This is a genomic window from Pannonibacter sp. (assembly GCF_051860505.1).
Classification (GTDB): Bacteria; Pseudomonadota; Alphaproteobacteria; order Rhizobiales; family Stappiaceae; genus Pannonibacter.
In genome coordinates, this window is record NZ_JBHYDX010000010.1 from 58,955 (window position 1) to 85,035 (window position 26,081).

General features: G+C 62.3%; 22 protein-coding genes. 8 read left to right on the top strand and 14 right to left on the bottom strand.

The genetic code is table 11. The annotated features are described in order from the left end of the window. Positions 1 to 109 precede the first annotated feature (109 nt). Complete coding sequence (gene hmgA, locus ACTIFE_RS09000; RefSeq protein ID WP_439528816.1) at positions 110 to 1,426, bottom strand: homogentisate 1,2-dioxygenase; 1,317 nt, start codon at positions 1,424 to 1,426, stop codon at positions 110 to 112. Positions 1,427 to 1,609: 183 nt separating this feature from the next. Between hmgA and ACTIFE_RS09005 the strand changes: the two genes are divergently transcribed. Next, the gene (locus ACTIFE_RS09005; protein ID WP_439528817.1) at positions 1,610 to 1,864 is read left to right on the top strand and encodes a hypothetical protein; all 255 of its coding nucleotides are present in this window, start codon (positions 1,610 to 1,612) and stop codon (positions 1,862 to 1,864) included. 176 nt (positions 1,865 to 2,040) lie between these two features. After that, positions 2,041 to 4,074: a methyl-accepting chemotaxis protein gene (locus ACTIFE_RS09010; RefSeq protein WP_439528818.1), complete on the top strand. Its 2,034-nt coding sequence runs from the start codon at positions 2,041 to 2,043 to the stop codon at positions 4,072 to 4,074. A gap of 59 nt (positions 4,075 to 4,133) precedes the next feature. Here the strand turns inward: ACTIFE_RS09010 and ACTIFE_RS09015 are convergent, their stop codons facing one another. Then, positions 4,134 to 5,621, bottom strand: a complete 1,488-nt coding sequence (locus ACTIFE_RS09015) for a helicase HerA domain-containing protein (protein ID WP_439528819.1) — start codon at positions 5,619 to 5,621, stop codon at positions 4,134 to 4,136. 323 nt (positions 5,622 to 5,944) lie between these two features. Between ACTIFE_RS09015 and trhA the strand changes: the two genes are divergently transcribed. Continuing rightward, positions 5,945 to 6,595, top strand: a complete 651-nt coding sequence (gene trhA, locus ACTIFE_RS09020) for a PAQR family membrane homeostasis protein TrhA (RefSeq protein ID WP_439528820.1) — start codon at positions 5,945 to 5,947, stop codon at positions 6,593 to 6,595. A 276-nt stretch (positions 6,596 to 6,871) separates the two neighbouring features. Here trhA and ACTIFE_RS09025 read toward each other — a convergent pair whose 3' ends face one another. After that, positions 6,872 to 7,654: a L,D-transpeptidase gene (locus ACTIFE_RS09025; protein ID WP_439528821.1), complete on the bottom strand. Its 783-nt coding sequence runs from the start codon at positions 7,652 to 7,654 to the stop codon at positions 6,872 to 6,874. A 269-nt stretch (positions 7,655 to 7,923) separates the two neighbouring features. On the opposite strand from ACTIFE_RS09025, the gene ACTIFE_RS09030 reads away from it, so the two are divergent. Beyond that, complete coding sequence (locus ACTIFE_RS09030) at positions 7,924 to 8,994, top strand: dipeptidase (protein WP_439528822.1); 1,071 nt, start codon at positions 7,924 to 7,926, stop codon at positions 8,992 to 8,994. 226 nt (positions 8,995 to 9,220) lie between these two features. After that, positions 9,221 to 9,988, top strand: coding sequence for a GntR family transcriptional regulator (locus ACTIFE_RS09035; protein WP_439528823.1), 768 nt, complete (start codon positions 9,221 to 9,223; stop codon positions 9,986 to 9,988). Between the two features lie 106 nt (positions 9,989 to 10,094). Here the strand turns inward: ACTIFE_RS09035 and ACTIFE_RS09040 are convergent, their stop codons facing one another. The 4 genes from ACTIFE_RS09040 to ACTIFE_RS09055 all read right to left on the bottom strand — a co-directional run bounded on the left by ACTIFE_RS09040 (position 10,095) and on the right by ACTIFE_RS09055 (position 15,531). Further along, the gene (locus tag ACTIFE_RS09040; protein WP_439528824.1) at positions 10,095 to 11,705 is read right to left on the bottom strand and encodes an ABC transporter ATP-binding protein; all 1,611 of its coding nucleotides are present in this window, start codon (positions 11,703 to 11,705) and stop codon (positions 10,095 to 10,097) included. An 11-nt stretch (positions 11,706 to 11,716) separates the two neighbouring features. Beyond that, a complete protein-coding gene (locus tag ACTIFE_RS09045; protein ID WP_439528825.1) occupies positions 11,717 to 12,844 on the bottom strand; it encodes an ABC transporter permease subunit in 1,128 nt (375 codons plus the stop codon). Between the two features lie 12 nt (positions 12,845 to 12,856). After that, positions 12,857 to 13,780 (bottom strand): oligopeptide ABC transporter permease OppB, encoded by a 924-nt coding sequence (gene oppB / locus ACTIFE_RS09050; RefSeq protein ID WP_439528826.1) that lies wholly within the window; start codon positions 13,778 to 13,780, stop codon positions 12,857 to 12,859. 164 nt (positions 13,781 to 13,944) lie between these two features. After that, entirely contained in the window at positions 13,945 to 15,531 is a 1,587-nt protein-coding gene (locus tag ACTIFE_RS09055) for a peptide ABC transporter substrate-binding protein (protein WP_439528827.1), read from the bottom strand. A gap of 395 nt (positions 15,532 to 15,926) precedes the next feature. On the opposite strand from ACTIFE_RS09055, the gene ACTIFE_RS09060 reads away from it, so the two are divergent. Continuing rightward, positions 15,927 to 17,741, top strand: a complete 1,815-nt coding sequence (locus ACTIFE_RS09060; RefSeq protein WP_439528828.1) for an ABC-F family ATP-binding cassette domain-containing protein — start codon at positions 15,927 to 15,929, stop codon at positions 17,739 to 17,741. A gap of 37 nt (positions 17,742 to 17,778) precedes the next feature. Here ACTIFE_RS09060 and ACTIFE_RS09065 read toward each other — a convergent pair whose 3' ends face one another. From ACTIFE_RS09065 to ACTIFE_RS09090, 6 genes are all read right to left on the bottom strand, one after another. Next, positions 17,779 to 18,078: a hypothetical protein gene (locus tag ACTIFE_RS09065; RefSeq protein ID WP_439528829.1), complete on the bottom strand. Its 300-nt coding sequence runs from the start codon at positions 18,076 to 18,078 to the stop codon at positions 17,779 to 17,781. Between the two features lie 98 nt (positions 18,079 to 18,176). Then, complete coding sequence (locus tag ACTIFE_RS09070) at positions 18,177 to 18,878, bottom strand: pseudouridine synthase (RefSeq protein WP_439528830.1); 702 nt, start codon at positions 18,876 to 18,878, stop codon at positions 18,177 to 18,179. Then, a complete protein-coding gene (locus tag ACTIFE_RS09075; RefSeq protein WP_439528831.1) occupies positions 18,875 to 19,921 on the bottom strand; it encodes a class I SAM-dependent methyltransferase in 1,047 nt (348 codons plus the stop codon). The genes ACTIFE_RS09070 and ACTIFE_RS09075 overlap by 4 nt, the downstream gene beginning before the upstream one ends. 61 nt (positions 19,922 to 19,982) lie before the next feature. Next, positions 19,983 to 20,582, bottom strand: coding sequence for a GDYXXLXY domain-containing protein (locus ACTIFE_RS09080; RefSeq protein WP_439528832.1), 600 nt, complete (start codon positions 20,580 to 20,582; stop codon positions 19,983 to 19,985). After that, positions 20,579 to 21,979, bottom strand: a complete 1,401-nt coding sequence (locus tag ACTIFE_RS09085; RefSeq protein ID WP_439528833.1) for a DUF2157 domain-containing protein — start codon at positions 21,977 to 21,979, stop codon at positions 20,579 to 20,581. The genes ACTIFE_RS09080 and ACTIFE_RS09085 overlap by 4 nt, the downstream gene beginning before the upstream one ends. Positions 21,980 to 22,039: 60 nt before the next feature. Beyond that, the gene (locus tag ACTIFE_RS09090) at positions 22,040 to 23,638 is read right to left on the bottom strand and encodes a peptide chain release factor 3 (protein WP_439528834.1); all 1,599 of its coding nucleotides are present in this window, start codon (positions 23,636 to 23,638) and stop codon (positions 22,040 to 22,042) included. A gap of 243 nt (positions 23,639 to 23,881) precedes the next feature. On the opposite strand from ACTIFE_RS09090, the gene ACTIFE_RS09095 reads away from it, so the two are divergent. Further along, positions 23,882 to 24,439 carry a DUF2585 domain-containing protein gene (locus ACTIFE_RS09095; protein ID WP_439528835.1) on the top strand — a complete coding sequence of 186 codons (558 nt, stop codon included), beginning with the start codon at positions 23,882 to 23,884 and terminating at the stop codon, positions 24,437 to 24,439. A gap of 5 nt (positions 24,440 to 24,444) precedes the next feature. Here ACTIFE_RS09095 and ACTIFE_RS09100 read toward each other — a convergent pair whose 3' ends face one another. Continuing rightward, entirely contained in the window at positions 24,445 to 25,338 is an 894-nt protein-coding gene (locus ACTIFE_RS09100; RefSeq protein WP_439528836.1) for a LysR family transcriptional regulator, read from the bottom strand. 70 nt (positions 25,339 to 25,408) lie between these two features. On the opposite strand from ACTIFE_RS09100, the gene ACTIFE_RS09105 reads away from it, so the two are divergent. Next, on the top strand, positions 25,409 to 26,074 hold the full coding sequence (locus ACTIFE_RS09105) for a class I SAM-dependent methyltransferase (protein WP_439528837.1): 666 nt from the start codon (positions 25,409 to 25,411) through the stop codon (positions 26,072 to 26,074). Positions 26,075 to 26,081: the final 7 nt, after the last annotated feature.

Here is a 26,081-nt window from a genome sequence, read left to right on the forward strand (position 1 = left end):
GTCAGACGCCGCAAGCGGGCGCCAGCTGGGTCACCGGACACAGGTTGAAGGCTAGCGCTTCCCGTGTCCGGCCGTCACCGTCAATCTTTACCTAGGCAGGCACTGGCGCTCACTTCACGCCGGGGGTGCCGTCAAATTTCTTTTCAAGACCATCCCAGCAGTCGACATAGTCGTCCTGCAAGGGCGCTTCCTTGGCCGCAAACTGGGTCAGATGCTGCGGGAAACGGGTCTCGAACATGAAGGACATGGTCTCATCCAGTTTCTGCGGCTTCAGCTCCATATTGGAGGCATGCTCAAAGGCATCGCGGTCCGGGCCATGCGGCAGCATCATGTTGTGCAGGCTCATGCCACCGGGGACAAAGCCCTGCGGCTTGGCATCATACTGGCCGTAGATGTTGCCCATCAGCTCGGACATGATATTCCGGTGGTACCACGGCGGACGGAAGGTGTTCTCGGCGACCATCCAGCGCTCGCGGAACAGCACGAAATCGATATTGGCCGTACCCGGCACGCCCGACGGCGCCGTCAAAACGGTGAAGATCGACGGATCGGGATGATCGAACAGGATCGCCCCGACCGGGCAATAGGTCCTGAGGTCATACTTCACCGGCGCGTAATTGCCATGCCAGGCAACCACGTCGAGCGGCGAATGGCCGATGTCGCAGGTGTGGAACTGGCCGCACCATTTGACGGTGACGGTCGAGGGCGCTTCGCGGTCCTCGTACCAGGCAACAGGCGTCTTGAAGTCGCGGCGGTTGGCCATGCAGTTGGCGCCGATCGGACCACGCCCCGGTAGCTCGAACTTCTGGCCGTAATTCTCGCAGACGAAACCGCGCGCCGGACCTTCCAGCACCTCGACCCGGTAGATGAGACCGCGCGGAATGACGGCGATTTCCTTTGGCTCCAGATCGATCACGCCCAGTTCGGTGCAGAAGCGCAGCTTGCCTTCCTGCGGCACCACCAGCAACTCGCTGTCGGCAGAGAAGAAATAGGCATCCTGCATCGACTTGGTGACGAGATAGACGTGGCTCGCCATGCCCACCTGGGTGTTTACATCGCCGGCGGTCGTCATGGTGCGCATGCCGGTGATCCAGGTCAGGTCCTCGCCGGTGTGCGGCACCGGATCCCAGCGGTACTGGCCGAGCGAAACCACATCCGGGTCAACATTGGGCGCTGACTTCCAGTAAGGCATGTCGATCTTGCGGAACCGGCCGGTGTGTTTTACCGAGGGACGGATGCGGTAGCACCAGGTGCGTTCATTCTGGTGGCTCGGCGCGGTAAAGGCCGTGCCCGACAGCTGCTCGCCATAAAGGCCATAATTGCACTTCTGCGGGCTGTTCATGCCCTGCGGCAGCGCGCCCGGCAGGGCCTCAGTCTCGAAATCATTGCCGAAACCCGGCATGTATTGAAGTTCATTCACGCCCATGATCGTGACCCCTCCACGGCCGATTGATTGGTTACGTATGTAACCAATAGCCTTCCTACGCGCAAGTGCTTATGCAGCCGGCGTCTGTGACACGTGCACCACCCCATCGCACATCTGCCCCCCCTTGCCTGGAAGGCGACTCTCGGATATAGAACAAAGCAAGAACTTCATGAGGCAGAAGCCATGCAGCCGAACGAGATCAGCGTCACCCGTTTCGAGGTCGAGGACATTGCACGCTATTTGCGCGCGACACTCAACCAGGCCAACCGCATCCGCTCCAATGCGCCCGCCGGAAGCTATCTGGACAGCGTTCTCAGCCGAACCATCGAGGGGCTGGAACTTGAGCTGGCTCAGCTTCGTTTTCTGCTGGCAGACCCGGAATTTCCGTCCACAGCCAAGTCGGATCAACGGGTTACGCGGATGCGACGCGCCAACTGAAAGTTACCAGAGCGCTCGATTACACGCATTCCGAAGCGACCAGATCCAGAACTGGCTAAAGTAGCGATGGCTTTTCTCCCGTTTGCATAGATCAAACCGGAGCTATGGTAAGGTTTACTTTACAAGAACACTCTAACTATGAGGAAAATGCCCCGCTCTCTCCCCGGAGTGAATTCATGTCTTTGCGCAATCGAATCTTCCTGTCAGCGAGTGCAATCTTCCTGATTGGATTCATCATTCTCCTTACCGTCGTATCCATGATGATGCGCAATGCTGCAGAGGATGCAGGCCGCAAGCAGGTTGCGGATGTCACGCTCGCGATTGCCACTGAAGTCAGCAAGACCGTTGCGGAAGCCCAACTCACCGCCCGGAGTGCTGCCGATGCGCTGGAGGGACTGGTCCAGTCCGGCATTACGGACCGCAATGCCTATGGCGCGGTGATGCAACAGGTGGCTTCGCAGAACAAGCAGTTCGTCGGTGCCGGCGCGGTTCTCGAACCGGATGTCGGCGGCCTTGATGCGGACAACAAGGGCACCGGGTTCAATGACCCGAATGGCCGCTTCATTCCCTATTTCTATCAAAAGGGCAGCAGCGTCGCCTTTGATCCGCTGATGTTTGGCGGCGATAGCGGTTCCGAGGAATGGTACGACAAGCCGAAACAGCTGAAGCGCGATACGGTCACCGAGCCCTATCTTTATCCGGTGGATGGCGTTGACGTGCTGATGGCCACCGCCGCCTCCCCAATCCTTGATGCCAGCGGCAAGGCCGTCGGCGGAACAACAGTCGATGTGTCGCTCAGCCTGCTGCAGAAACAGATTGCAGCCACGGATCCTTACGAGACCGGCTACCTCGGCCTGCTCAGCGGCAATGGCATCTGGGTTTCGCACCCGGACTCAAGCCTCTTGGGCAAGACCGCAGATGCTTCGCTCGTGAACCAGCTGAAGGCAGTCACGGGCGACCTCAGCCTCTCGACCAACAATGGCGTGGTTGAAGCCATGCGCCCTGTGCAACTCGTCAACACGGACCAGAAGTGGTTCGTCGTCTTGACCGTTGACGAAGGCGAGCTGACCGCCGTTGCCGACCGCACCCGCAACATTGCCATGTTGATCGCGGCCGCCATTGTCGCCCTTGGTACCGGCCTGATGTGGTTCCTCGGCAACACCATTGCCGGACCGATCCTGCAGTTGACCGGCCGGATGCGCCAGCTTGCCGCCGGCGATGTCACCAGCGCCGTGACCCATACCGAACGCAAGGATGAGATCGGCCAGATGGCCGGCGCCCTCGGCGTGTTTGTCGAAAACGCAATCGAACGCCAGAAACTGCAGGGCGAGAGCGAGCAGGCGCAGTTGGCCCGTCTGGAGCGGCAGAAGACCATCGAAACGATGATCTCAACCTTCGAGGCCGATGTGCAGCAGGCGCTGAGCCAGGTTGCCGGCAACACCGAGCGCATGGAACGCACCGCCGGATCGCTCAATGCCATCGCCCAGGCAACTTCCGGCAAGGTGTCCTCGGTCGCCTCGTCCTCCGAGACGACGCAGATCAGCGTGCAAACCGTTGCATCAGCCGCCGAGGAACTGTCGGCGTCCATCGCCGAAATCAGCCGCCAGGTCGACCAGACCAAGGGCGTCGTCAGCGTCGCCACCCGGGCAGCTGCAACCTCGAACGAGCGCGTTGGCAGCCTCGACACGGCCGCGCAGAAGATCGGCGAAGTGGTGAGCCTCATTCAGGCCATTGCCGAGCAGACCAATCTTCTGGCCCTCAACGCGACAATCGAAGCCGCCCGCGCCGGTGAAGCCGGTCGCGGATTTGCGGTGGTTGCGGCTGAAGTGAAGGAACTGGCCAACCAGACGGCCAAGGCGACGGAGGAAATTTCCAACCAGATCGGCGGCATCCAGACCTCAACTCGCGAGGCCGTGACGTCGATCCAGGAAATCGCCTCCACCATGAACGAGGTCAACCAGTTCACCGCGACCATTGCCGATGCGATCTCACAGCAGGGCGAAGCGACTCGGGAGATCACCTACAACGTCCAGAAGGCTGCCAGCTGTACCACCGACATGAGCGAAAACGTCGGCAACGTCATGCAGTCGGCACAGGAAACCAGCCAGTCGGCCGGCGATGTCCTCTCGGTTTCGCAGGACGTGTCGCGTCAGGCGCATAGTTTGCAGTCCACCATCGCGACCTTCCTGTCGCAAGTCCGCGCGGCCTGACATCCGCCCTCAATCGAATGCAGAAGGGCGCCCTTGTGGCGCCCTTTTCGCATCCCCGGTCAGGCAGCGGCCTCCGCGTCACCCGGTGCCGTCTGCCAGCCAAGATCGCTCAAGGTGACGATCCGGTTGCCGCGCATGTCGGTTGCGCAGACGAGGAAGCCGCGCTCTTCCATATGGGCCAGAAGCCAGCGGGCGCGGCCGGGTGAGCGGGTGCCATAGGCCTTGGCGATCTCGGCATTGGGCGGGCACGGCGCCTTGGCAAGCGCGGCCTTGGCCAGCAGCAGATAGACACCGCGCATGTCTTCCGGCAATTCCGCCGCGATCAGGCCGGCGCGTTCCCAGTCGCCAGTGTCCACCTCCCCTGCATCGACACCGGCGCGGGCAACCGAGAGCTTTTCTCGGAAATAGGCGAGGTCCGGAACCCCGCCCGGCACCTTGGCAATGCGGCAACGCACCTGGAAATCCTGGTACAATGTCGCAACCGGCAGGAACGCCGCGTCAGGCTCGGCCAGGATCGCGGTCATGATCTCCTCGACGGCCGCTTCCCGCGCAGAAAAATCGACCGGCGGCTCGTCCGGCTGGGCTGGCGCGCTGTTGCGGGCGGCCTCGCTGCGCCCGGCGGCCGACAACTGGCTGAGGATTTCCGCCGTCGATACAGGCTCCGGCGCACGGGTCCGGATGCGGATTGCTTCGTCTGCCGTCGGGGTAAAAATGAGATCCTTGGCGTCCTCGGCCGGCTGTTCCGGCAAAGGGGTCAGCTTCGGCCCGCCGCCGCGCCCCATTGTTTCCACCGGACCGATCTTCACAGGGATCGGACGGCGGGACATGGCTGGCCCAAGCGCTACGAAATGCCCGCGGTCCAGATTGCGGAACGCCTCCGCCTGACGCCGCTCCATGCCGAGAAGATCCGCGGCGCGGGCCATGTCAATGTCGAGAAACGTACGCCCCATCAGGAAGTTGGAGGCTTCCGCCGCCACATTCTTGGCCAGCTTGGCCAGGCGCTGGGTCGCAATGATGCCAGCAAGTCCCCGCTTGCGTCCACGGCACATCAGGTTGGTCATGGCCGTCAACGAGCGGCGCCGGGCTTCTTCAGAGACTTCGCCGGCAGCGGCTGGCGCAAACAGTTGCGCCTCGTCCACCACGACCAGCATCGGATACCACTGATCCCGATCGGCATCGAACAGCCCGTCCAGAAAAGTGGCGGCAGCCTTCATCTGCCGGTCGGCGTCGAGCCCTTCGAGATTGAGAATGACCGACACGCGGTGCTGTCGCACCCGGGCCGCGATCATCTGCAGATCGCGCTCGGTGCCGACGGCATCCACCACCACATGACCGAACTTGTCGGCCAGACTGACAAAATCACCCTCCGGATCAATGATCGCCTGCTGCACCCAGCCGGCGGACTGTTCCAGCAGGCGACGCAGCAGATGCGACTTGCCAGAGCCGGAGTTGCCCTGAACCAGCAACCGGGTTGCCAGAAGCTCCTCAAGATCCATCAGGGCCCGGGCACCGCCCGTCATTTCGCCAATATCGATGCTGACCGTCATTCCATATCCCGTAGCCGGTGCCCTGCCCGTCTCCTGTAGTGCCGGAAACGGCCCGGGGCAACGGGTGTCGCGCGCCGGAATACCACGGCGGGACAGTCCCGCGATTCGGGGACAAGGTCAAAACCCCATGGCAACCATGGGCCTGGTCCCTGAGTGATTCACCACAGGAAAGGCGGCTTTTCCACTGCATGCCCGTTGCCATACCGACCGGAGACAAGGACATCTACCCTGCGCCTTTACGATCCTCCGAAATGTCATGCCAAGCACGGTTGCCTTTCCGATTACGTCAACGGTAATCTGCGGCTAAATTCAGGGGAGCCCGCATGCGCGCGCAGACAAGAGCCGAATACATCGCAGACACCACAGTTCACATCATCGGCATCACGCTTGGATTGGCGGCCACCATCATCCTGCTGTCGCTGGTCATACCCGATGCCGGCGCCGGCCGTATCGCCAGCATTTCCATCTACACGGCCTGCCTGATGGCCATGCTCATCTGCTCGGCGCTTTACAACATGCTGGCCAAGAACGACCACGCCAGCCTGTTCCGGCGGCTGGACCACGCGGCGATCTTCCTGATGATTGCTGGCACCTACACGCCCTTTGCGGCCATGGTCATCGGCGGATGGGCGGGGGCCATCGTGCTCGGCGTGGTCTGGGCCGGGGCACTCGCGGGGGCGACCCTCAAGTTGATCCAGTTGAAGCGCTTCGACAAGTTCACCGTGCCGATCTGCCTCGCGCTTGGCTGGGTGATCGTCTTTGCCTACCAGCCGCTGATCGAGAACGCCTCACCGGCCGGGTTCTGGCTGCTTGTGGCCGGCGGCGCGCTCTATTCCGCCGGCACTGCGTTCTACGCCTGGAAGTCTCTGCCGTTCCAGAACGCCATCTGGCACACCTTTGTCCTCGCCGCCGCCATCTGCCACTTCGCCGCAATCCTGACCGATGTTGCGCTCACCCCAGTGATCGGCGCCTGAACCGGCCGTGTTGTTCTCCTGAAATCAAAAAGGCCCTGCAATGCAGGGCCTGAGCTTGATGACAAACCTCGAGCTCACCGAAGTCATCCCGGCCAAGCGAAGCGCCGAGCCGGGACCGGAGAGCCGGGGCCTCTATCTTTCAATGAGTTACCCTAAGAGAGACCTTGGCTCTCCGGTCCCGGGTCTCCGCTCCGCTGCGCCCGGGATGACGATAGAGGGTTTGTCAGCAGTCTGAGGCCCTGCAACGCAGGGCCTTTTCCTCAACGATAACGCCGATCAATTCGGGATCGTCAGCACCGGATCCTGCGGCCTCGGCGGGGCTTTGGGAATGCTGCCGTCCGGTCCGATGACGAAGACATGTGTCTTCATCGGCACGCGCTGGTACAGATCCATGACGTCCTGCTGCCACATGCGAATGCAGCCACTGGAAACGCTGCGGCCGATGCTGTCCGGCTCGTATGTGCCATGGATGCGGTACAGCGTGTCGACATTGCCCTGCCAGAGGTAGAGCGCGCGGGCGCCTAGCGGGTTCTTCGGCCCGCCCTCCATCGGTTCCTTGTCGTATTTCTTCAGCTCAGGACGGCGCGCGATCATTTCCTTCGGCGGGAACCAGCGCGGCCATTCCTGCTTCATCCGGATCACGGCAACGCCGGCCCAGGCGAAACCGGCCTTGCCGACGCCAATGCCGTAGCGCAGCGCCTTGTCGCGGCCAAGCGTCCAGTAGAGGAAGTGATTGTGCGGATCGACGATGATCGAGCCGGGATCAAGGTCATTTGGATAATGCACGACCTGTCGCCAGAACTTGCGGTCGAAGTTCTGGTACTTGATGGCCGGGATCTCGAACTCGCCATCCTTGCGGCCGGCATAGGCCAGGGCGTAGTCGAATTTTTCATCCGGCAACGGCGGCTGGCCAGGCAAGCCGACCGTAGTTGGAAGACTGACAGACTGGCAGCCGGCGAGCGCGCTGGCCAGCAACAGGGATGCACCACCCAGAAATCCCCGTCGGCTCAGGCCCAGGTCTGCAATCGGGGTCTCGTCATCAGCATGATCAACTGCCATTCACATCACCTTCGGAAAATCAGCAGGCAAGCAATAATGCCCCTTTTGCGCCGCGACACGAGCAAAAGGCAATGGGCCATCGGCTTTGCCCGATCAAAACCGCGCGAGAGAAGCGGATCCGTCACATTTGTGCTGCACTTCTCTCCGAAAGCGCTCGCTCGCCGCCCCGGCTACGGCTTGCCAGCCCTGAACCGCCAGTGTCTTATAGGGCGACGGCAACCCTCAGTTTCCGACCCCGCCCTGCCCCTGCCCAGCCGAAAGACTGCTTCGTGAGTGATTCGCCGATTTCCCAGCCGCTTGTTCCCGTGTTCGATGGTCACAATGACACCTTGCTGAAGCTGGAAATGCGCGAGCAGGACGGCCGCGCCCGTTCTTTTATCGAAGAGAGCAAAGAAGACCACATTGACCTGCCCCGGGCCCGCAAAGGCGGATTTGCCGGCGGACTGTTTGCAATGTTCGTGCCCTCGGTACGCTCGCAATCTGAAATCCGGGCACTCCCCAACTCGGATCCGCGCCACTTCGGCCGCCTGTCCCAGCCCGAAGCCCTTGACTACACTCTGCGCATGATGTCCCGCGCATTCCGGCTCGAGCAGCAGGCCCCGGGGGCCGTCCGGATTTGCCGCAGTTCAAGGGACATCAAGGACGCAATGACCGCAGGGCAGCTGGCGATGGTGCTGCACATCGAGGGAGCGGAGGCGATTGACCCGGACTTCGCTGCACTGGACGTGCTGCATGCGGCCGGACTGAGGTCAATCGGACCGGTCTGGAGCCGGCGCAATATCTTCAGTGACGGGGTCCCGATGGCGTTTCCCTCGTCACCTGACACCGGCGACGGCCTGACCGATCTTGGCCGGGACCTGGTGCGCCGCTGCAATCGCATGGGCCTGCTGATCGACCTGTCGCATATCACCGAAAAGGGCTTCTGGGACGTGGCAAGGCTCAGCGACCGACCGCTAATCGCCTCGCATTCCAACGCCCACGCCATCTGCCCGAGCGCCCGCAACCTGACAGACCGTCAGCTCGACGCCATCGCAGAAAGCAAGGGGCTTGTCGGGATCAATTTCCATGTCGCCTTCCTTCGCGAGGACGGACGGCACAATGCAGATACGCCGCTAGAGACCATCGTTCGCCACGCTGACCATCTGATCAGCCGGCTTGGCGAAGATCATGTCGGGCTCGGATCTGACTTTGATGGCTGTGTCGTTCCGCGCGCGATTGGCGATGTTGGTGGTCTGCCCGCCCTGCTGGATGCCTTCCGGCAGGCCGGATATGGCGACGACCTGATTGCCCGCATCGCCTGGCGCAACTGGCTCGGCGTGATTGAACGCTCCGGCCTGTAGATCAGGGCTCAACTCGCGAAGATGTTACCGCCTTGCTCCGGTCAAATGCGGTAGCAGGATGCTGGACCTGTCTATAGTGGTGCTCTTATTTATTTTTGCTGTTTGATTTGTGGTTCGCAAACATACTGCCTGAAGGGGGATCGGACAAATTGGTCCAGATATCAGCGCGCCCTCACGTGCAATGCCGCTTAATAGTCTTGCCAGATGTGGCTGACAGGGGGGCTGCATGAGCGAAGCGGCATCTCCAATCATCCTGACCACGCTACATGCACTGCATGCGGCTGAAGGGGGCCGCAAGAGCAATCACGTCTACTGCGACCTGAAGCGCAAGATGGTGCTTGGCGAGTTGACCGGCGCAAGCATCCTGACCGAGCAGGCGATTGCGCAGGATTACTCCTGCGCGCAAGGCACCGTGCGCGAAGCCTTGCTGCGCCTCGAACAAGATGGTCTCGTCGACCGCAAGGGCTATCACGGAACCTACGTCACCCAGCTGTCGGAGGCCGAAGCCGAGGCATTTGTCCGGCTGCGGCTGGAACTGGAATGCGCCGCGATCGAACGGGCCGCCCTTCGCCTAGATCCCGATGTGCGCCAGTTCCTCACCCAGTCGGCTGCGGAATACAAGGCTGTCCAGGCAACAGGTGATCTTTATAATCTCGTGCTGCTGGACAGGGCCTTTCACCTGCGACTGTTCGAGCAGGCGGACATGCCGAACCTGATGCCCTTGCTGAGCCGCATTCTTCTGCAACTGCATCGCTACACGATTTCCGGGCGCCTGGGGCCGGAAATCTGGCGCGAGTTGCGGCCGGATCCGCACCGGCTCGTCATCGAGGCGCTTGAGGCCGGCGATCCGGCCTTGTGCCGTCAGCGGATGCGGGAGCACATCATGAGCAACATCCAGGCCTTCGCTCCGGCGATCTATCACAAAGTGTTTGGCGGGGAGCAGGCCGAGGCTTTTGCACCGATGCCTCCTCGGTCCACTGCTGCCCCATCCTGACGCAAGACAGGCAGCCTGAACACAGCTCGGCAGACACGGAATGGAAAGCGGGGCGATCCATCGGATCGCCCCGTCAATGTCTTGCACCAGCGCTTGGGCAAACGGATCAGGCCGCCAGCGTTTCCAGCATGGCCGCGGCGATCAGCTTGCGCGTGTAGTCCTCACGCGGCGCCTCGAAAATCGCCTCCGTCGGGCCGGCTTCCACCACCTTGCCATGCTGCATCACCATGACCGTGTCAGCCATTGCACGCACGACGGCAAGGTCATGGCTGATGAACAGATAGGTCAGGCCATGGGCGGCCTGCAGGTCGCGCAGCAGCGTGACGATCTGCTTCTGGATCGTGCGATCCAGAGCCGAAGTCGGTTCATCCAGCACCATCAGCTCAGGCTTGAGAACCATGGCGCGGGCGATGGCAATGCGCTGGCGCTGGCCGCCCGAGAACTCGTGCGGATAGCGGTTGCGCATGCCAGGATCCAGCGACACTTCCTCCAGCGCCAGACAGGCCCGGCGGTCCCGCTCGGCCCAGCCCAGCGAAGGTTCGTGCACCAGAAGCCCCTCGGTGATGATCTGGCCGACGGTCATGCGCGGGCTCAGCGAGCCGAACGGATCCTGGAACACCAGTTGCATGTGCTTGCGCAGGCCCCGCAGTTCAGACCGGCTCTTGCCGCTGATCTGCTGCCCCTTGAACATCACGCGGCCTTCAGCTGGCAGAAGCCCCAGCAGCGCGCGGCCGAGCGTCGACTTGCCGGAGCCGCTTTCACCGACGATGCCGAGCGTCTGGCCTTCGCGCAACACGAGCGAGACGTCGTTGACGGCGGTGAGGATGAAGGGCTTAGCCAGAAGCCCGCCGCCGAGCGCAAACTCGACGCGGACCTTCTGCCCCTCGATCACCGCCGGCTGGCTGTCTGCCACGGCGGGCTTGTGCCCCTCGGGCTCGGCGTCCAGCAGCATCTTGGTATAGGGGTGCGACGGCGCAGCGAAGATCTTCGCTGTTTCGCCCTCTTCCACCACCTCGCCCTGACGCATGACATAGACGCGGTCCGCGATGCGGCGAACGATACCAAGATCATGCGTGATGAACACGACCGACATGCCGAGACGCTTCTGCAGATCGGCAAGCAGTTCGAGGATCTGCGCCTGCGTTGTCACATCCAGCGCCGTGGTCGGCTCATCCGCGATCAGAACATCAGGATTGTTCGACAGCGCCATGGCGATCATGACACGCTGGCGCTGGCCGCCCGAGAGTTCATACGGATAGGACTTCAGCTTGCGTTCAGGCTCCGGAATATTGACGAGCTTCAAGAGGTCCAGCGCCCGCTCCTTCGCCGCCGCCCAGCTCAGCCCGCCATGTTCGACCATGGGCTCGGCGAGCTGCCTTCCAATGGTGTAGAGCGGATCGAGCGACGTCATCGGCTCCTGGAAGATCATGGTGATCTTCTTGCCGCGGATCGTGTTGAGCCGCGAAATCGGCAGGCCGAGAATGTTCTCGCCGCCATAGATCACTTTGCCGGCCGTCTTGCCATTGGAGGCCAGCAGGCCCATTGCGGCCATCATGGTCTGGCTCTTGCCAGAGCCACTTTCCCCAACGATGGCAACGGTCTCGCCGGCTTCCACGTGGATGTTGACACCGCGCACCGCATTGACGGCGCCGGAGTTGGTGGTGAAGTCGACCTTCAGGTCCTCGATCTTCAGGACCGTTTCGCGTGTTGTGGTCATGTCCATGTCCCTCAGCGGTCCTTCGGATCAAGAGCGTCGCGCAGCCCGTCGCCGATGAAGTTCAAGGCGAACAGTGTCGAGGTCAGGAAGATCGACGGGAACACGAGCATCCAGACCGAGCCTTGCAGGTTGCGCGCGCCTTCGGAAATCAGCACGCCCCAACTGGTCATCGGCTCCTGCACGCCAAGGCCCAGGAACGACAGGAAGCTCTCCAGCAGGATCACCTTCGGTACCAGGAGTGTCATGTAGACAACGACAGGGCCCAGCGTGTTCGGGATGACGTGCCGGCGCAGGATGCCGCCGTTCGAAACGCCCATGGCTTCCGCCGCCTGGACATATTCCTGCCGCTTGATGGTCAGCGTCTGGCCGCGCACGATGCGCGCCATGTCGAGCCATTCCACCGCACCGACCGCGATGAACATCAGCACGAAGTTGCGGCCAAAGAACACCACCAGCATGATGACGAAGAAGATGAAGGGCAGCGAATAAAGCACGTCGACGACGCGCATCATCACCTGGTCGATCCGCCCGCCGAGATAGCCAGAGGCTGCGCCATAGATCACACCGATGGAAATCGCGACGAAGGTGGCAAGCAAGCCGATGGTCAGCGATACGCGGCCCGCGATGAACGTGCGGGTCATCAGATCACGGCCATTGGCGTCCGTGCCGAAATAGAAGTGGAGATGCCGGATATCCGCCTTGATGACTGCCGACTTCTTGTCCTCGGCAAAATCCTCAAGCCTTGCGTTCTTGAACAGGTCGCTGCGGTCGACATACTGCACCGAACGCGGATCGATCTCGCGGTTGGACGAGACGCGGACCGAGACGGTGTCGCCCTCCTGCTCAAAGCCTTCCGTGGTCAGGCGGGCCCGTTTGAGCGCGGACAGGAAGGCCGGCTCGACTTGCTCCGGCAACGGATAGGCCGTCAGGCTCGCGGGAACCTTGACGTAGTCCCGATAGACCTGGTCATAGCCATGCGGCGACAGCCAGGGCCCGACAATCGAGATCAGGGTAATCAGCGTCAGCACGATCATGCTGGCGACTGCGGCGCGGTTTTTGAGCAGACGGTCGCGGGCATCATCCCACAGGGACCGCCCCTTTACCGGCTCTGCAATCAATTCAGCGGAGGAGACACTCATCACGCTTTCTCCTCAATCAAAGCGAACACGCGGATCAAGGACCGCATAGAGCAGGTCCACGATCAGGTTGAACAGGATCACGAAACAGGCAACGACCACGACGGTGCCCATCACCAGCGTGTAGTCGCGGTTAAGGGCGCCCTGTACGAAGTACCGCCCGATCCCCGGAATGCCGAAGATGGTTTCAACCACCACCGACCCGGTCAGCAGCGCCGCCGCAGCAGGCCCGAGGTAGGAGACAACCGGCAAGATCGCCCCGCGCAATGCGTGGACAACAATCACCGTATAAGACGACAGACCATAGGCACGGGCCGTGCGCACATGATTGGAGCGCAGCGCTTCGATCATCGAGCCACGCGTCAGCCGCGCCACGACGGCAATCTGCGGCAGAGCCAGAGTGACGACGGGAAGGATCGTGTTGACGATGGCCCCGCCATTCCAGCCACCAACCGGCAACCAGCCGAGCCAGACGCCGAGGATCAGGGTCAGCACCGGGGCAACCACGAAGTTCGGCACCGTGACGCCGAGTGTTGCTGCTGCCATCACCGCATAGTCAGTGCCATGGTTCTGGCGCAGGGCCGCGACGACGCCCAGAATTCCGCCAACGACCAGCGCAAGCGCGAGGGCCGTCAGGCCGAGCTGGATGGAGATCGGCAGGCTGGCTGCGAACAATTCGTTGATGGAGAAATCGCGGAAATAGAAGCTCGGGCCGAAGTCGAGCTGCGCCACGCTCTTCAGGTAGATGAGATACTGCTGCCAGAGCGGCTCATCGAGATGATAGATCCGGTTGAGGTTTTCCATCACCTTGGCTTCCAACGGCCGCTCAAGATCGAACGGGCCACCCGGCGCAATGCGGATCAGGAAGAAGGAAATGGTAACGATCAGGAACAGCGTCGGGATTGCCCCGAGCAGCCTTTCCAGCACGTAGCGCAACATGGCCCTGCCCTTAAAGTTTTCTTGTTCAGCTCAAAGCTCGGCTGCGGTCCGATCCCGTCAGCGACGGCAAGACCGGTGCGCGCGGCATCCATGGCCTGCGCATTTCATGTCCGCAGAAAAGCCGGCCGCGCATTTACCATCGCGACCGGCTCCTGACGAGTGCCTTATTCCGAAATGCTCATGAAGCGGGTCGGATGCACGTCCTGCAGGTTGGTCTCAAAGCCCTTGAGCTTCGGGGACACCAGGTTCTTCGATGCGTAGTAGAGCATCGGGATGAACGGCAGGTCGTCCATGAACATGGTCTCGGCCTGCTTCAGGATTTCGGCGCGCTTTTCAAGGTCGGTCGTTGCGGCCGCCTCATCCATCAGCTTGTCATAGTCCGGGTTGGCATAGTTCGCGTAGTTGAAGCCGTCATTGTCGGATTCAACGAGGAACAGGAAGTTCTGCGGGTCGGAGTAGTCGCCGATCCAGCCGGCACGGGCGAGATCGAAGGCCCCCTTGTCACGCAGATGCGCATAGTGGGTCTTCAGGTCCGTGTTGAGCAGTGTCACTTCAACACCAAGCGGCTTCCACATGTCAGCCAGGGCGACCGACGTGTTCTTGTGGTTTTCCGAGGTGTTGTAGCGGATCTCGATCTTCAGCGGCTTGTCCGGGCCGTAGCCTGCAGCCTTCAGCAGCTCGGCAGCCTTTTCCTCGCGGTCGATCTGCGACATGTCCTTGTAGGACGCGAACGCCGGCTCACCGTAGTTGTTGATGCCCGGAGGAACCAGGGAGTAGGCCGACACCATGGTGCCACCCCAGATTTCCTCGGCGAGGAAGTCGCGATCAACAGCCATGGAGAGAGCCTGACGGACCTCCTTCTTGGCCAGCGACTCGTTCTTCATGTTGACGGCGAAATAGTAGGTGCCGAGATACGGGGCAACCTTGAACTGGTCGCCCAGTTCCTTGCGGATGAAGTCAACCTGCTCGGTCGGGATGTCATCGTTGGAGTGCAGTTCACCGGCCTGGAAGCGGCGCAGCGCAGCGCCACGGTCTTCGGTCGGGTGGAACATCACCGTGTCGATCTTGACGTTGGCAGCGTCATGGAAGTTCGGGTTCTTGACCGCCTTGATGTGGGAGTTCGGGACGAACTCCTTCAGCACGAACGGGCCATTGCTGACGAAGAACTCCGGCTTGACGAAGTCGGTGCCGTGCTTCTGCACGGTCGCCGGATGGACCGGCAGGCCGGTCTGGTGGGCCAGAAGATCGACGAAGTAGGGCGTGGGAGCCTTCAGGGTGATCTCAAGGGTGAGGTCGTCGACAGCCTTCACGCCCAGCTCTTCCGGCTTGGCGGTGCCTTTGTTGACTTCCTCAGCGTTCAGGATCGGGTAGAGGATGTTGGCGTATTTCGCGCCAGTCTCCGGGTTCATGATCCGCTGCAGCGAGAACACGAAGTCGCCGGCAACGACCGGATCACCGTTCGACCACTTGGCGTTCTGGCGCAGCTTGAAGGTCAGGGTCTTGCCGTCGGCAGAGGTCGACCAGCTCTCGGCAACGCCGGGGATGATCTCGCCACCGGCGGAATAGGCCACGAGACCTTCGTAAAGGTCGCGCAGGATATGGGCTTCGACAACCGTCGAGGTCTTGTGCTGATCCAGGGTCTCGGGATCACCAGAATTACCGCGGTGGTAGACCACCTCGGCCATGGCGCTCATCGATGTAGCGGCCATGAGGGCCGTCGCCAGAATGGACATCCGGGCTGATTTGAACATGTTTTATCTCCCCTCTTCGCAATTGAAGGCTACCTGTACCGGTAGGGTGCCGACGATTCCACGTGACCGTTTCGAGATCAACCGTACCGCAACGGCGCTTTCCGCGTTCTGCGATGAATAAGCGAATTTCATCCGGTTAACAGTTCATTCAGGAAATTATATTCACCCCCGACTTCACCTGGACAACCATCTTTCAATCTGGATTTGCAGGCTTCCCGCACCGGCACCAAGGACTCAACCGTTGTCCACAGGGCCCAGGCCGTGACGGCATCGCCTAAAAAAGACAAAAACATTCCAGCGCAATCGCGTGCCTCTTGCAACGGGGCTCAAGATGGCGTTCCTCTCGCGGCAACAGCACGGCCTTGCCCGTCTCCGCCTTCTAGCACCGGAATTCCATGGCTCCTCCGCTTCTGATCCTGCGTGACATTCACCTCACCTTCGGCTCGACCCCGCTTCTGACAGGAGCTGACCTCAGTGTTTCGGAAGGGGACCGGCTCTGTCTCGTCGGCCGCAACGGGTCCGGCAAGTCGACCCTGCTGAAGATTGCTGCCGGCCTCATCGAGGCCGATCAGGGCGAGTTCTTCCTGCAGCCCGGCCGCACCTTGCGCTATCTGCCGCAGGAGCCCGACCTGTCCGCCTATGCCACCATCCTGGATTATGTGAACGACGGGCTTGCGCCCGGCGATGATCCCTATCGCGCGCCTTATCTGCTGGAAGTCCTGGGTCTCACCGGCAAGGAGGATCCCAGAAGCCTGTCCGGTGGCGAGGCACGCCGCGCGGCGCTGGCCCGCGCGCTTGCCCCTGAACCGGACATCCTTCTGCTGGACGAACCAACCAACCATCTCGACCTGCCGGCCATCGAATGGCTGGAAAGCGAATTGAAGGGGCTGAAGTCAGCCATCGTGCTGATCTCGCATGACCGGCGGTTCCTGGAAAATCTCTCCCGTGCCACCATCTGGGTCGACCGGGGCACCACCCGGCGCATGGACCGGGGCTTCGAGCATTTCGAGGCCTGGCGGGACGAGGTGTTCGAGCAGGAGGAACGCGACCAGCAGAAACTCGCGCAGCAGATCAAGCGCGAGGAACACTGGATGCGTTATGGCGTCACCGCCCGGCGCAAGCGCAACATGCGCCGGGTGCGCGAACTGTCCGATCTGCGCGACAAGGCCCGTAATCACCGGGGACCGCAAGGCTCTGCCAAGCTGACCGTCACCGAGGGAGAGACCTCGGGCAAGCTGGTTGTCGAGGCCAAGTCCGCCTCCAAGACCTATGGCGAGCGGACCATCGTCGCCAATTTCTCCACCCGGATCCAGCGCGGCGACCGTGTCGGTTTCATCGGCGCCAATGGTGCCGGCAAGACGACACTGCTGAAGATGCTGACCGGCGAACTCGCTCCTGATACGGGCAGCATCCGGCTCGGCACCAACCTGCAGATGGTGACGCTCGACCAGAAGCGCGAGAAGCTCAATCCGGACGAAACGCTGTCGAATGTCCTCACCGGCGGGCGCGGCGACACCGTGGTGCTCGGCACCGAGACCAAGCACGTGATCGCCTATATGAAGGACTTCCTGTTCGCCCCCGAACAGGCAAGAACACCCGTCGGCGTGCTCTCTGGTGGCGAGCGGGCCCGTGCGATGCTGGCCCGCGCGCTGGCCAGCCCGTCCAACATCATGGTGCTGGACGAACCGACCAACGACCTTGACCTGGAAACACTGGACCTGCTTCAGGAACTGCTTGGCGACTATGACGGCACGGTCCTGCTCGTCAGCCACGACCGTGACTTCCTGGACCGGGTGGCGACCTCGGTCATCGTGTCAGAGGGGGAAGGCAAGTGGCAGGAATACGCCGGCGGCTATTCCGACATGGTGGCCCAGCGCGGCGAGGGCGTCACCGCCCGCAAGGTTGCCGAGAAGCAGCAGGCCAAGGCGGCCCGTGCCGCCGATCCGGCTCCCGCAGCCAAGGCTCCCGCGAAGACAAGACTGTCCTTCAGCCAGCTCCACCTGCTGAAAACCCTGCCGGGCACCATCGAGACCCTGACGAAGAAGCTGGAAAAACTCCAGACCGAGATGGCCGACCCCGCGCTCTACACCAAAAACCCCGACCGCTTCGCCAAGCTCTCAGCCGAAATCACCAAGCTGACCGGCGAAAAGGATGCGGCCGAGGAACAGTGGCTGGAACTGGAGATGCTGAAGGAAGAAGCGGAGGGGTGAATGCCCGGCATTTGCCGGGCTTGGCACGATTACTGGCTTAGGAGTTCGGCGAAGCAAGTCCGGCAACCGCTTCGTCGATTCGGGATGAGAAGGTCATCAACTGGCCTCCGATGGTTGTCTCGAGGTGTGCGAGCCGACCGCTGAGCTCCGCCTTGAGCATGACCTCGATGTCATCGCGAGTCTCGCTCACTCGCCGTTCAATCCGGCGGCTGTATTCAACGGTCTGCACCGCAAGCGAGCGTATGTCGGACACGTCCTTGCGCAAGAGGCGCAGTTCGTCGAGCACCTGCTGTTGCTGGCGCAGTACAAACTCAAGGTCGATCGTGCTTTGGGCCATTGCCTGCCTCCTGCACTGAAGGATGCAGAACCGCGCGTCGATTGGCAAATGCCAATCGACCTCAACCGCTTAAAATTCGCCCTCGGCAGCCCTTCCGCCTACTCCCCGAACACCTTCGCCAGATCGCCGGCATCCAGCAGCCGCCACTTGCCTTCCTCCAGGCCCTCCAGCGTGAGGTTGCCGATCCTGATGCGGGCAAGAGCGTTCACGTGGTTGCCGGTGGCGGCGAACATGCGGCGGACCTGATGATAGCGGCCCTCGTGCAACGTGAGGCGGGCGTGTTTCTCGCCCAGAACTTCCAGTTCGGCCGGCTTCAACGGCTTGTCATCGCTCTCCAGCATCATGCCGCCCGAGGCAAACAGCACGCCCTCGTCGCCCTTCAGGGGCCGGTCCAGCATGGCTTCGTATACCTTGGGCACCTCGGCCTTCGGACTGATGATCCGATGCAGCAGTGTCCCGTCATCGGTGAACAGCAGTGCGCCGGAGGTCTCGCGGTCCAGCCGGCCAACTGTCGACAACACCGGCTTGCGATAGCGAAACCGGTCAGGCAGGAGATCATAAACCAGCTTGCCTTGATCCTTGGTGGAACAGGTGTAGCCGACAGGCTTGTTCAGCAGAAGCACCATGCCTTGCGCCGGATCCAGTGGCTCGTCGTCGAACAGGATGTCGTCGTGATCGTTGCGGGCGTCCGGTTTCAGCGCATTGCCCGCGCGGTCTGTGACCCAGCCGTTGCGAATGACCGTCTGGATCTCCTTGCGCGTGCCGTAGCCGAGATTGGCCAGAAGCTTCACCAGCCTCATTTGCCGCGGGCCTTGCGCGCATGGATGACCTTGAAGCCCCCTTCATCGGCGACAATGGTCATCTCGGCGAAGACCTCGTTGATGACGCCCTCGTAAGGCAGGTGGCGGTTTGCGACCATCCACAGGTTGCCACCAGGCTTCAGTCCCTTGGCGGCGGCGCGGATAAAGGCATGGCCGACATCGGTCCGGTCGGCCTTGGTCGCCTGATGAAACGGCGGGTTCATGACAATGAAATCATGCGGCCGGCCGAGCCCCTTGGTGACGTCGGCCCAGAAGAACTGCAAGTGACGCGGTGCGGCCTCGGCAGCCAGGTTCTGACGCGCCAGATCCAGCGCGCGCTTCTCGGCCTCATAGAGGTCCAGCGCAGCCACCTTCGGACACCGGGCCAGCACCCCGGCCGTCAACACGCCGAAGCCGGCGCCCAGATCCGCACCGATGCCGGACAGGCCAACAGGCAGCGTTCGGACGAGAAGCTCTGTCGCCGCATCGACATGGTCCCAGGCAAACAGGCCCGGGCGACTGACGAAGCGGCCATCCAGGATCGGACGCGGCGCATCGCCCTCGGCCCACTCTGCCTGCAGCGAGGCATTCAGCCGCGCATCATCGCGGATCGCCCAGACCACACGGCACTTGGCCTTGGACTGCTTGCCTTCAAGCGCTCCGGCCAGCGCCTCGACATCACTTTCGAACGCCTTGGCGCCTTCGGTATTGGCGGCACACAGGACAACGCGGCCGCCCGGCGCCACACGGCGGAACGCCTCGGCAATGAGCGCCCGCGCCTCCTGCTTCTGGCGCGGCGGCAGCAGCAGCACCAGGCTGTAGCCTTCGCCACCACACTCGGGCTGCGCTTCATAGCCGCCGGCGGCCAGCGCCTCGCGGTCGGGGGCGAAACTCTGCACCAGGTCGAGACGGGACTTGTCGAGCAGCCCGAGATCCTTGCCCATGCGGGCGCGCAGGAACAGGATCCGCTGCGGCGCGTCCGGCAGGTCGAAGGTGCCATTTTCCAGCGGCAGCAGCAGGGTCTCAAGCACCGGATCGGTCATTGCGGCAGGTCTCTTGGATTGGAGGTTCGGGGGCCCCTCATACAGGTGTCAGCGGTCCGGGTCAAAAGCCGGCGTCGCTGAGGATCTCCCGGCCATCGACAAGCAGCCGCAAAGGAGCCGAGCGCCCGGCTCTATCCAGCGAAACCACAAGGTTGATACGCTCCGGAGCCGTGGTCTCGATGGCGAGCCCTTCCCCCTCGGGAACGAAGAATGCATCGATGCCATAGTTGACGTTGAGCGCGGTCCCGGGCCGGCGGGTGTACTCGGCGGTTCCGGCGATCACTGGTCCCTTGGCCATGCCGGCATCACGATGAACCGCAACAGGCTGGAACAGGCCTCCCTCATCAGCGGCCAGCTCGACATAGACCGTCTCGCCAGTCCGGATCTCCTGCTCGAGGCCCGGCAGGGCTGAATCCAGCTGCGTGATCGCGAGGTTGATGATCACATAGTCGCCCCGCAGCAGGTCCCGAGGATCAACCGGACGGACTTCAAGCCGCACCTCCTGGCCGAACATATGCACGCTCGCCCGCTCGGCCAAGGGCAGGCCGATGAGCAAGAGTTGCAGCAGGATGATCAGGCCCCAGCGCAGGTAAGGCGCAGCCAGCATTGACCGGATTGCGCCAACCGGACCGGCCGTCCCGGTCTGCGATGCCATCGTCATGCTGCACCTGCCTTCAGAGCGTCCCGACGCGCGGCTGCCTTGAGGCTGCGGGCGGTAATCAAGGCCATGCCGATCAACACAAGACCGGCCACAAGGAAGAAGACGGCCTGTCCGAGCAGGCTGCCAATCGTTTCAGACAGCAACCACAGCGCCAGCACCGTGAAGGCGCCGTGGCCCGCCAGCGTCCAGAACGACTGGTGCGACACGACACCGACCATGGCTATGCCAACGGAAACAGCCAGTCCGAGTGCTGCAGTCAGGACAACCTGATGCGGGGCCGAGACCACCATCAGTACGCAAACAACAGCACCGGGCACAGCCAGAAGAACCAACAGCGCTGCGAGGTCCTGCCGGGCCACGGGGATCAGCACCCCGATCCCCACCAGCATCAGCACCAGCGCCAGACCAACCGGGACGGCAAGATAGACCGAGGCCGGCAACGGATTTGCACCGTCAAGGGCGACAACCAGCGTGATGATAAGAAGCGCCAGAAGGACCAAAAGAGACGCCTCGCTCGCCGAACGGGCAAGCAGCCTCACCCCGCCGCCCCACCTGGCGAAGCGGGAACCCGAGCCGCTGCCGCGTTCGAGGGCCACAGCCAGCAGGATGATCCCCGCCGGCAAGGCGGACAGACCAATCGACAGGACCCCCTCCTCGCGTGCGCCCTGCTCGGCCGCCATGAGAAGCCAGCGACCGTAGACAACATAGGCGAGCAGGATCACGCCCCAGCGGGACAGCCGGGCCGGAAAGCGGATGGCATGCGCCCCGATGGCGACGATCAGGCAAAGGCTCAAGATTCCCTCGCCAAGCCCGAGCGCAGGATGCGCGTCGGCCGCCAGAACCTGCCACATGATTGCAGCCACGGCAGCAAATGCCAGTGTCATACGGGACTGCCCGAGCCAGGCTGCTGCAAGACTGCCGAAGGTGATCAGCAGCGCGCCGGCGGTCCAGTCCTGCGGCAGGTGGTAGATCTGCCCCACCAGGGACAGGCCGCCCGTGAAGACCAGCGCGGCAAAGGCCGTGGCAAGGTCTGCAATCCCGTGGCGGCCCAGGGCTGCGGCGCGGGCGGCAGCAAGATTTGCTCCGATCACCATCGCGGCAATACCAAACAGCCGGACAGCCCGGGGAATGCCATCCCAGTTGGCGGCAATGAAGGCGGTGATTGCCAGGGCAACGCAAATGACACCGACGCCTGCCAGCGCCATCGGCAACCGGCTGCGGCCATCGCCTTTTCCAGCCTCGGCCAGGATGTGACCGGCCGCGTCCCGGCTGACCCAGCCGCGCGCGATCCAGGTCTCGATGTCGGCTTTCAGCCGGCGCTGGTAGATCTGGTCGAACATTCCGCCCCCCTTGTCGAGCCCGACATTAAGCCGCTTTTCGGCAAATGTCAGGCGCAAGGGAGTTCGATCCTGTCCCGCAGCAAAACCTGTGCGGCGGCGCTGTCGAGGCATCTGGGCTTAATGCGTGTGCACGATCTCGCGCGTTTCGCGGAAGCCGATGTCCGGGTTCTTCTCGCCGATATAGTTCACTTCCCAGTTGCTCTTGAACAGGAACACCGGCTTGTCATCGCGGTCGAGGGCGACGCTCATGCGGTTGGTCTCGATGAATTTCTGCAGCTTCAGCGGGTCCGCGCACTCGATCCAGCGTGCCGTTGTATAAGGAACGGTCTCGAAGCCGATCTCGGTCGAGTACTCGTTCTTCAGCCGGTCGATCACCACGTCCAACTGCAGCATGCCGACGACGCCGACAATCCAGTTCGAGCCGAGATCCGGCTTGAAGATCTGCACCAGGCCCTCTTCGGCCAGGTCCTGCAGTCCCTGGCGCATCTGCTTGACCCGCATGGTGTCGGACAGGCGCACGCGGCGCAGGACTTCCGGGGCAAAGGCCGGCAGGCCGGTGACGTGGATTTCCTCGCCTTCGGTCAGCGTGTCGCCCACGCGCAACTGGCCATGGTTCGGCACGCCGATCACATCACCGGGAAAGGCTTCTTCGGCAATCTCGCGTTCCTCGGCAAAGAAGAAGATCGGCGCGGAGACGGCGATGGACTTGCCGGCGCGCACATGCTTCAGCCGCATGCCGCGCTTGAAGGTGCCCGAGCACAGGCGCACGAAAGCGATGCGGTCGCGGTGCTTGGGGTCCATGTTGGCCTGAACCTTGAACACGAAGCCGGTCACATCCGGCTCGTCCGGCGCAATGACACGGCCACCTGTCGCCGGCTGTGAATGCGGGGCCGGCGCATGTTCAGCAATGAAGTCGAGCAGGTCCTCGACACCGTAGTCGCGCAGCGCCGAGCCGAAGAACACCGGCGTTAGATGCCCTTCGAGGAAGCTTTCCGGGTCGAACGCAGCATAGCCCGCCTCGCCGAGTTCGACGTTTTCCGACAGCTCGGCCAGAACCCGGTCAAAGACCGTATCGACAAGGATCGGATCCTCAAGACCACTGACCGGCTTGGCCTGGGTGTAGGGGCCGCCACGTTCACCGTCCGACGTGCAGAACAGGTGCTTCTTGCCGTCGTAGACGCCGAAGAAGTCGGATCCCATGCCCACCGGCCAGGTCATCGGCGACACATCCAGCGCCAGCGCCTCCTGGATCTCGTCGAGGATTTCCAGCGCGTGCCGTCCTTCGCGGTCGATCTTGTTGACGAAGGTGATGATCGGGATATCCCGCAGGCGGCAGACTTCGAACAGCTTGCGCGTCTGGGTTTCGATGCCCTTCGCCGCATCGATGACCATGATCGCGGCGTCCACGGCGGTCAGCGTGCGGTAGGTGTCTTCGGAAAAGTCCTCGTGGCCCGGCGTGTCGAGCAGGTTGTAGATGATGCCACGGCGCTCGAAGGTCATCACCGAGGACGACACCGAAATCCCGCGTTCCTGTTCGATCTTCATCCAGTCGGAACGGGCCCGCCGGCGCTCGCCGCGTGCGCGCACCTGGCCCGCCGCGCGAATGGCGCCACCCGACAGCAGCAGCTTTTCGGTCAGCGTCGTCTTGCCGGCATCCGGATGCGAAATGATCGCAAAGGTTCGGCGCGCGAGATAGGGCGCAGCAGCCGTGGTCATGCGGAAACTCCTTGGGGCGGGAACGCCCAAAAGCACGGCCTCTTCCGCCCATGGGATGACCCATGCCGGAGACCGCTTCGTCTGGTTCGGGTCTGGTGCCAAGGAAATAGTCAGGAAAGCGCGGATTTGCCAGCACAGATTTGCCGCGTTAGAGATGCATAGCCGGGTAGCCCCGCCACGGCCAGCCCTGCGGCAGCCCGGAGCGCCACGAGGGTGTTGTCGTCTCCAGCATCGGTTTGTTTCTTGTCCCAACGTCTCATCTGGCTCACCGGCCTTGGCCTGATCGCTCTCACCGCCATCATCTTGCTCGCCATGGGCCGTCTTCCGATCTGCGCCTGCGGCGAGATCAAGCTCTGGACCCCGGCGTCCGATGTCGCGGGCAGTTCCCAGCACATCGCCGACTGGTACACGCCCTCGCATATCATTCACGGCATGATCTTCTACTGGGTCCTGTGGCTGATGTTGCGCGCCCGCCCGGTCGGGGAACGCGCGCTCATCGCGATCCTCATCGAGGCCGCCTGGGAGATCACGGAAAACAGCCCCTGGATCATCGATCGTTACCGCGAGGCGACGATTGCTGTCGGCTACACCGGCGACAGCGTCCTCAATTCGGTGTTCGATATCCTCTGGATGCTCGCCGGCTTCGCCTTTGCCGCGCGGGTGCCCGTCTGGGTAACGGTGCTTCTGGCCCTTGTCTTCGAGCTTGCCGCCCTGTGGGTGATCCGCGACAACCTGACCCTCAATGTGATCATGCTGATCAGCCCGATCGAGGCGATCAGGGTCTGGCAGTCCGGCGGCTGATCCCGTCAGGGGCGTGCTTCCAGCGCCTTTGCCAGAACGTCAAAGACAAGACGGATGCGCGGGCTGGTGTGCAGTTCCCGGTGGGTGACGAGCCAGATCGGGAACTTCACCACAATCTCGTCCGCAAGCACCGGCTCCACTTCGGTCAGCCCGCGCGCAAAGTCGACTGCCATGAAGCCGTAGCCAAGCCCCTTGCGTACAGCTTCCCAGGCAACTGTCCCGTTTGCGGAATTGAACCGGATATCGCTCTCCGCAGCGCTGATGCCATACATTGCCAAGTAGTGCACCATCTCGGCCCTGTTGCCAAAGCCGACAAATGTCTTCCCGGTCAGATCCGCCACTGAACCCGGACGGCCCGTCTGGTCGAGATAGCTCCGCGCGGCATAAAGATGCGCAGTCGCCTCCCGCACGAGCCGTGCATACAGTTCATTTCCCGTGGGACGGACATGGCGGATCGCGATGTCTGCATCGCGCCGTTTCAGGTCACTGATTTCATTCGAGGCAATTACGTCAATTTCCAATGCTGGTGCGATGGCCTGCAGGTGTCGCAGCACCGGGGGCAAAGCGTAATGCGCAAACATGTCGCTGGCCGAGATGCTCACCGGCCCGGCGACGGCCTGGGCATGACCCGAGGCAACCAGGCTGAGCCGCAGGCCCGCTTCCGCCATCGCCCGTGCGGCTTCCAATACCTCACGGCCCGAGGCCGTCAGCGTCTGGGACCGGCCACTGCGCTCGACCAGAACCACCCCCAGTTCCGCCTCAAGCGCCGAGATCTGGCGACCGATCGTCGGCTGGGTCAGCCCGAGCGCTTTCGCCGCCGCCGAGAGCGAGCCGAGATCGGCAACCGCGACGAGGGCACGGGCCTGGTTCCAGTCAAAGGTGAGCTTTGTCCAATTCATGCAGCTACGCATACCAACTGTACGAAAATCCGCAATTTCATATTTTTTTGCATGTCGGTAAACAAGGCTCATGACCAAGGCAAGTTCTGAAATCAACCGCACGACGCCGAACCGGGACATGATCTTCTGGGATCGGATCGCACAGAAATATGCCCGCGATCCGATCAAGGACATGGCGTCCTATGAATATACGCTTGAGCGAACCCGCAGCTGTCTGCTGCCCAGCGACAGGGTTCTCGAACTAGGATGCGGCACGGGCTCGACGGCGTTGTTGCTGGCGCCGTCGGTCGGCCACATCACGGCTACGGATTTCTCTCCGGCCATGATCGACATCGCACGGCAGAAGCTGAAGCAGGCAGATGCCGCGCAGAACGTGATCTTTCAGCCGTCAGGCCCTGACGGAACAAATTTGCCGGCGGCCCGTTTTGATGCGGTGCTCGCCTTCAACATGCTGCACCTCGTCCGTGACCTTGATGCGGTGCTGGCGCAGGTTGCCAGCAAGCTGCGTCCCGGCGGCATGTTCATCTCAAAGACCGTCTGCCTTGGCGATGCGTCCTTTATCTTCCGCCCGCTGGTTAGCGCGATGAAGCTGTTCGGCAAGGCACCGCACGTCAGTTTTCTCCGCCAGGAGGCCCTGGACCGCCAGATCGCGGCGCATGGCTTCCGCATTCTCGAAACCGGCAACTTCCCCAGGAAGCCGCCATCGCATTTCGTTGCCGCCCGTCTCCTCGAGTGATGTCCCT

Coding starts and splice junctions, on each gene's coding strand:
- ACTIFE_RS09005 (WP_439528817.1), top strand. CDS start 1,610: ATGCAGCCGAACGAGATCAGCGTCACCCGTTTCGAGGTCGAGGACATT.
- ACTIFE_RS09045 (WP_439528825.1), bottom strand. CDS start 12,844: ATGAGTGTCTCCTCCGCTGAATTGATTGCAGAGCCGGTAAAGGGGCGG.
- ACTIFE_RS09075 (WP_439528831.1), bottom strand. CDS start 19,921: ATGACCGATCCGGTGCTTGAGACCCTGCTGCTGCCGCTGGAAAATGGC.
- ACTIFE_RS09070 (WP_439528830.1), bottom strand. CDS start 18,878: ATGAGGCTGGTGAAGCTTCTGGCCAATCTCGGCTACGGCACGCGCAAG.
- ACTIFE_RS09100 (WP_439528836.1), bottom strand. CDS start 25,338: ATGAATTGGACAAAGCTCACCTTTGACTGGAACCAGGCCCGTGCCCTC.
- ACTIFE_RS09055 (WP_439528827.1), bottom strand. CDS start 15,531: ATGTTCAAATCAGCCCGGATGTCCATTCTGGCGACGGCCCTCATGGCC.
- ACTIFE_RS09090 (WP_439528834.1), bottom strand. CDS start 23,638: ATGACCACGGCTGCTGCGCCCTATCTCGCGCGCCGAACCTTTGCGATC.
- ACTIFE_RS09010 (WP_439528818.1), top strand. CDS start 2,041: ATGTCTTTGCGCAATCGAATCTTCCTGTCAGCGAGTGCAATCTTCCTG.
- ACTIFE_RS09035 (WP_439528823.1), top strand. CDS start 9,221: ATGAGCGAAGCGGCATCTCCAATCATCCTGACCACGCTACATGCACTG.
- ACTIFE_RS09065 (WP_439528829.1), bottom strand. CDS start 18,078: ATGGCCCAAAGCACGATCGACCTTGAGTTTGTACTGCGCCAGCAACAG.
- ACTIFE_RS09015 (WP_439528819.1), bottom strand. CDS start 5,621: ATGACGGTCAGCATCGATATTGGCGAAATGACGGGCGGTGCCCGGGCC.
- trhA (WP_439528820.1), top strand. CDS start 5,945: ATGCGCGCGCAGACAAGAGCCGAATACATCGCAGACACCACAGTTCAC.
- ACTIFE_RS09105 (WP_439528837.1), top strand. CDS start 25,409: ATGACCAAGGCAAGTTCTGAAATCAACCGCACGACGCCGAACCGGGAC.
- oppB (WP_439528826.1), bottom strand. CDS start 13,780: ATGTTGCGCTACGTGCTGGAAAGGCTGCTCGGGGCAATCCCGACGCTG.
- hmgA (WP_439528816.1), bottom strand. CDS start 1,426: ATGGGCGTGAATGAACTTCAATACATGCCGGGTTTCGGCAATGATTTC.
- ACTIFE_RS09040 (WP_439528824.1), bottom strand. CDS start 11,705: ATGACCACAACACGCGAAACGGTCCTGAAGATCGAGGACCTGAAGGTC.
- ACTIFE_RS09025 (WP_439528821.1), bottom strand. CDS start 7,654: ATGGCAGTTGATCATGCTGATGACGAGACCCCGATTGCAGACCTGGGC.
- ACTIFE_RS09060 (WP_439528828.1), top strand. CDS start 15,927: ATGGCTCCTCCGCTTCTGATCCTGCGTGACATTCACCTCACCTTCGGC.
- ACTIFE_RS09080 (WP_439528832.1), bottom strand. CDS start 20,582: ATGACGATGGCATCGCAGACCGGGACGGCCGGTCCGGTTGGCGCAATC.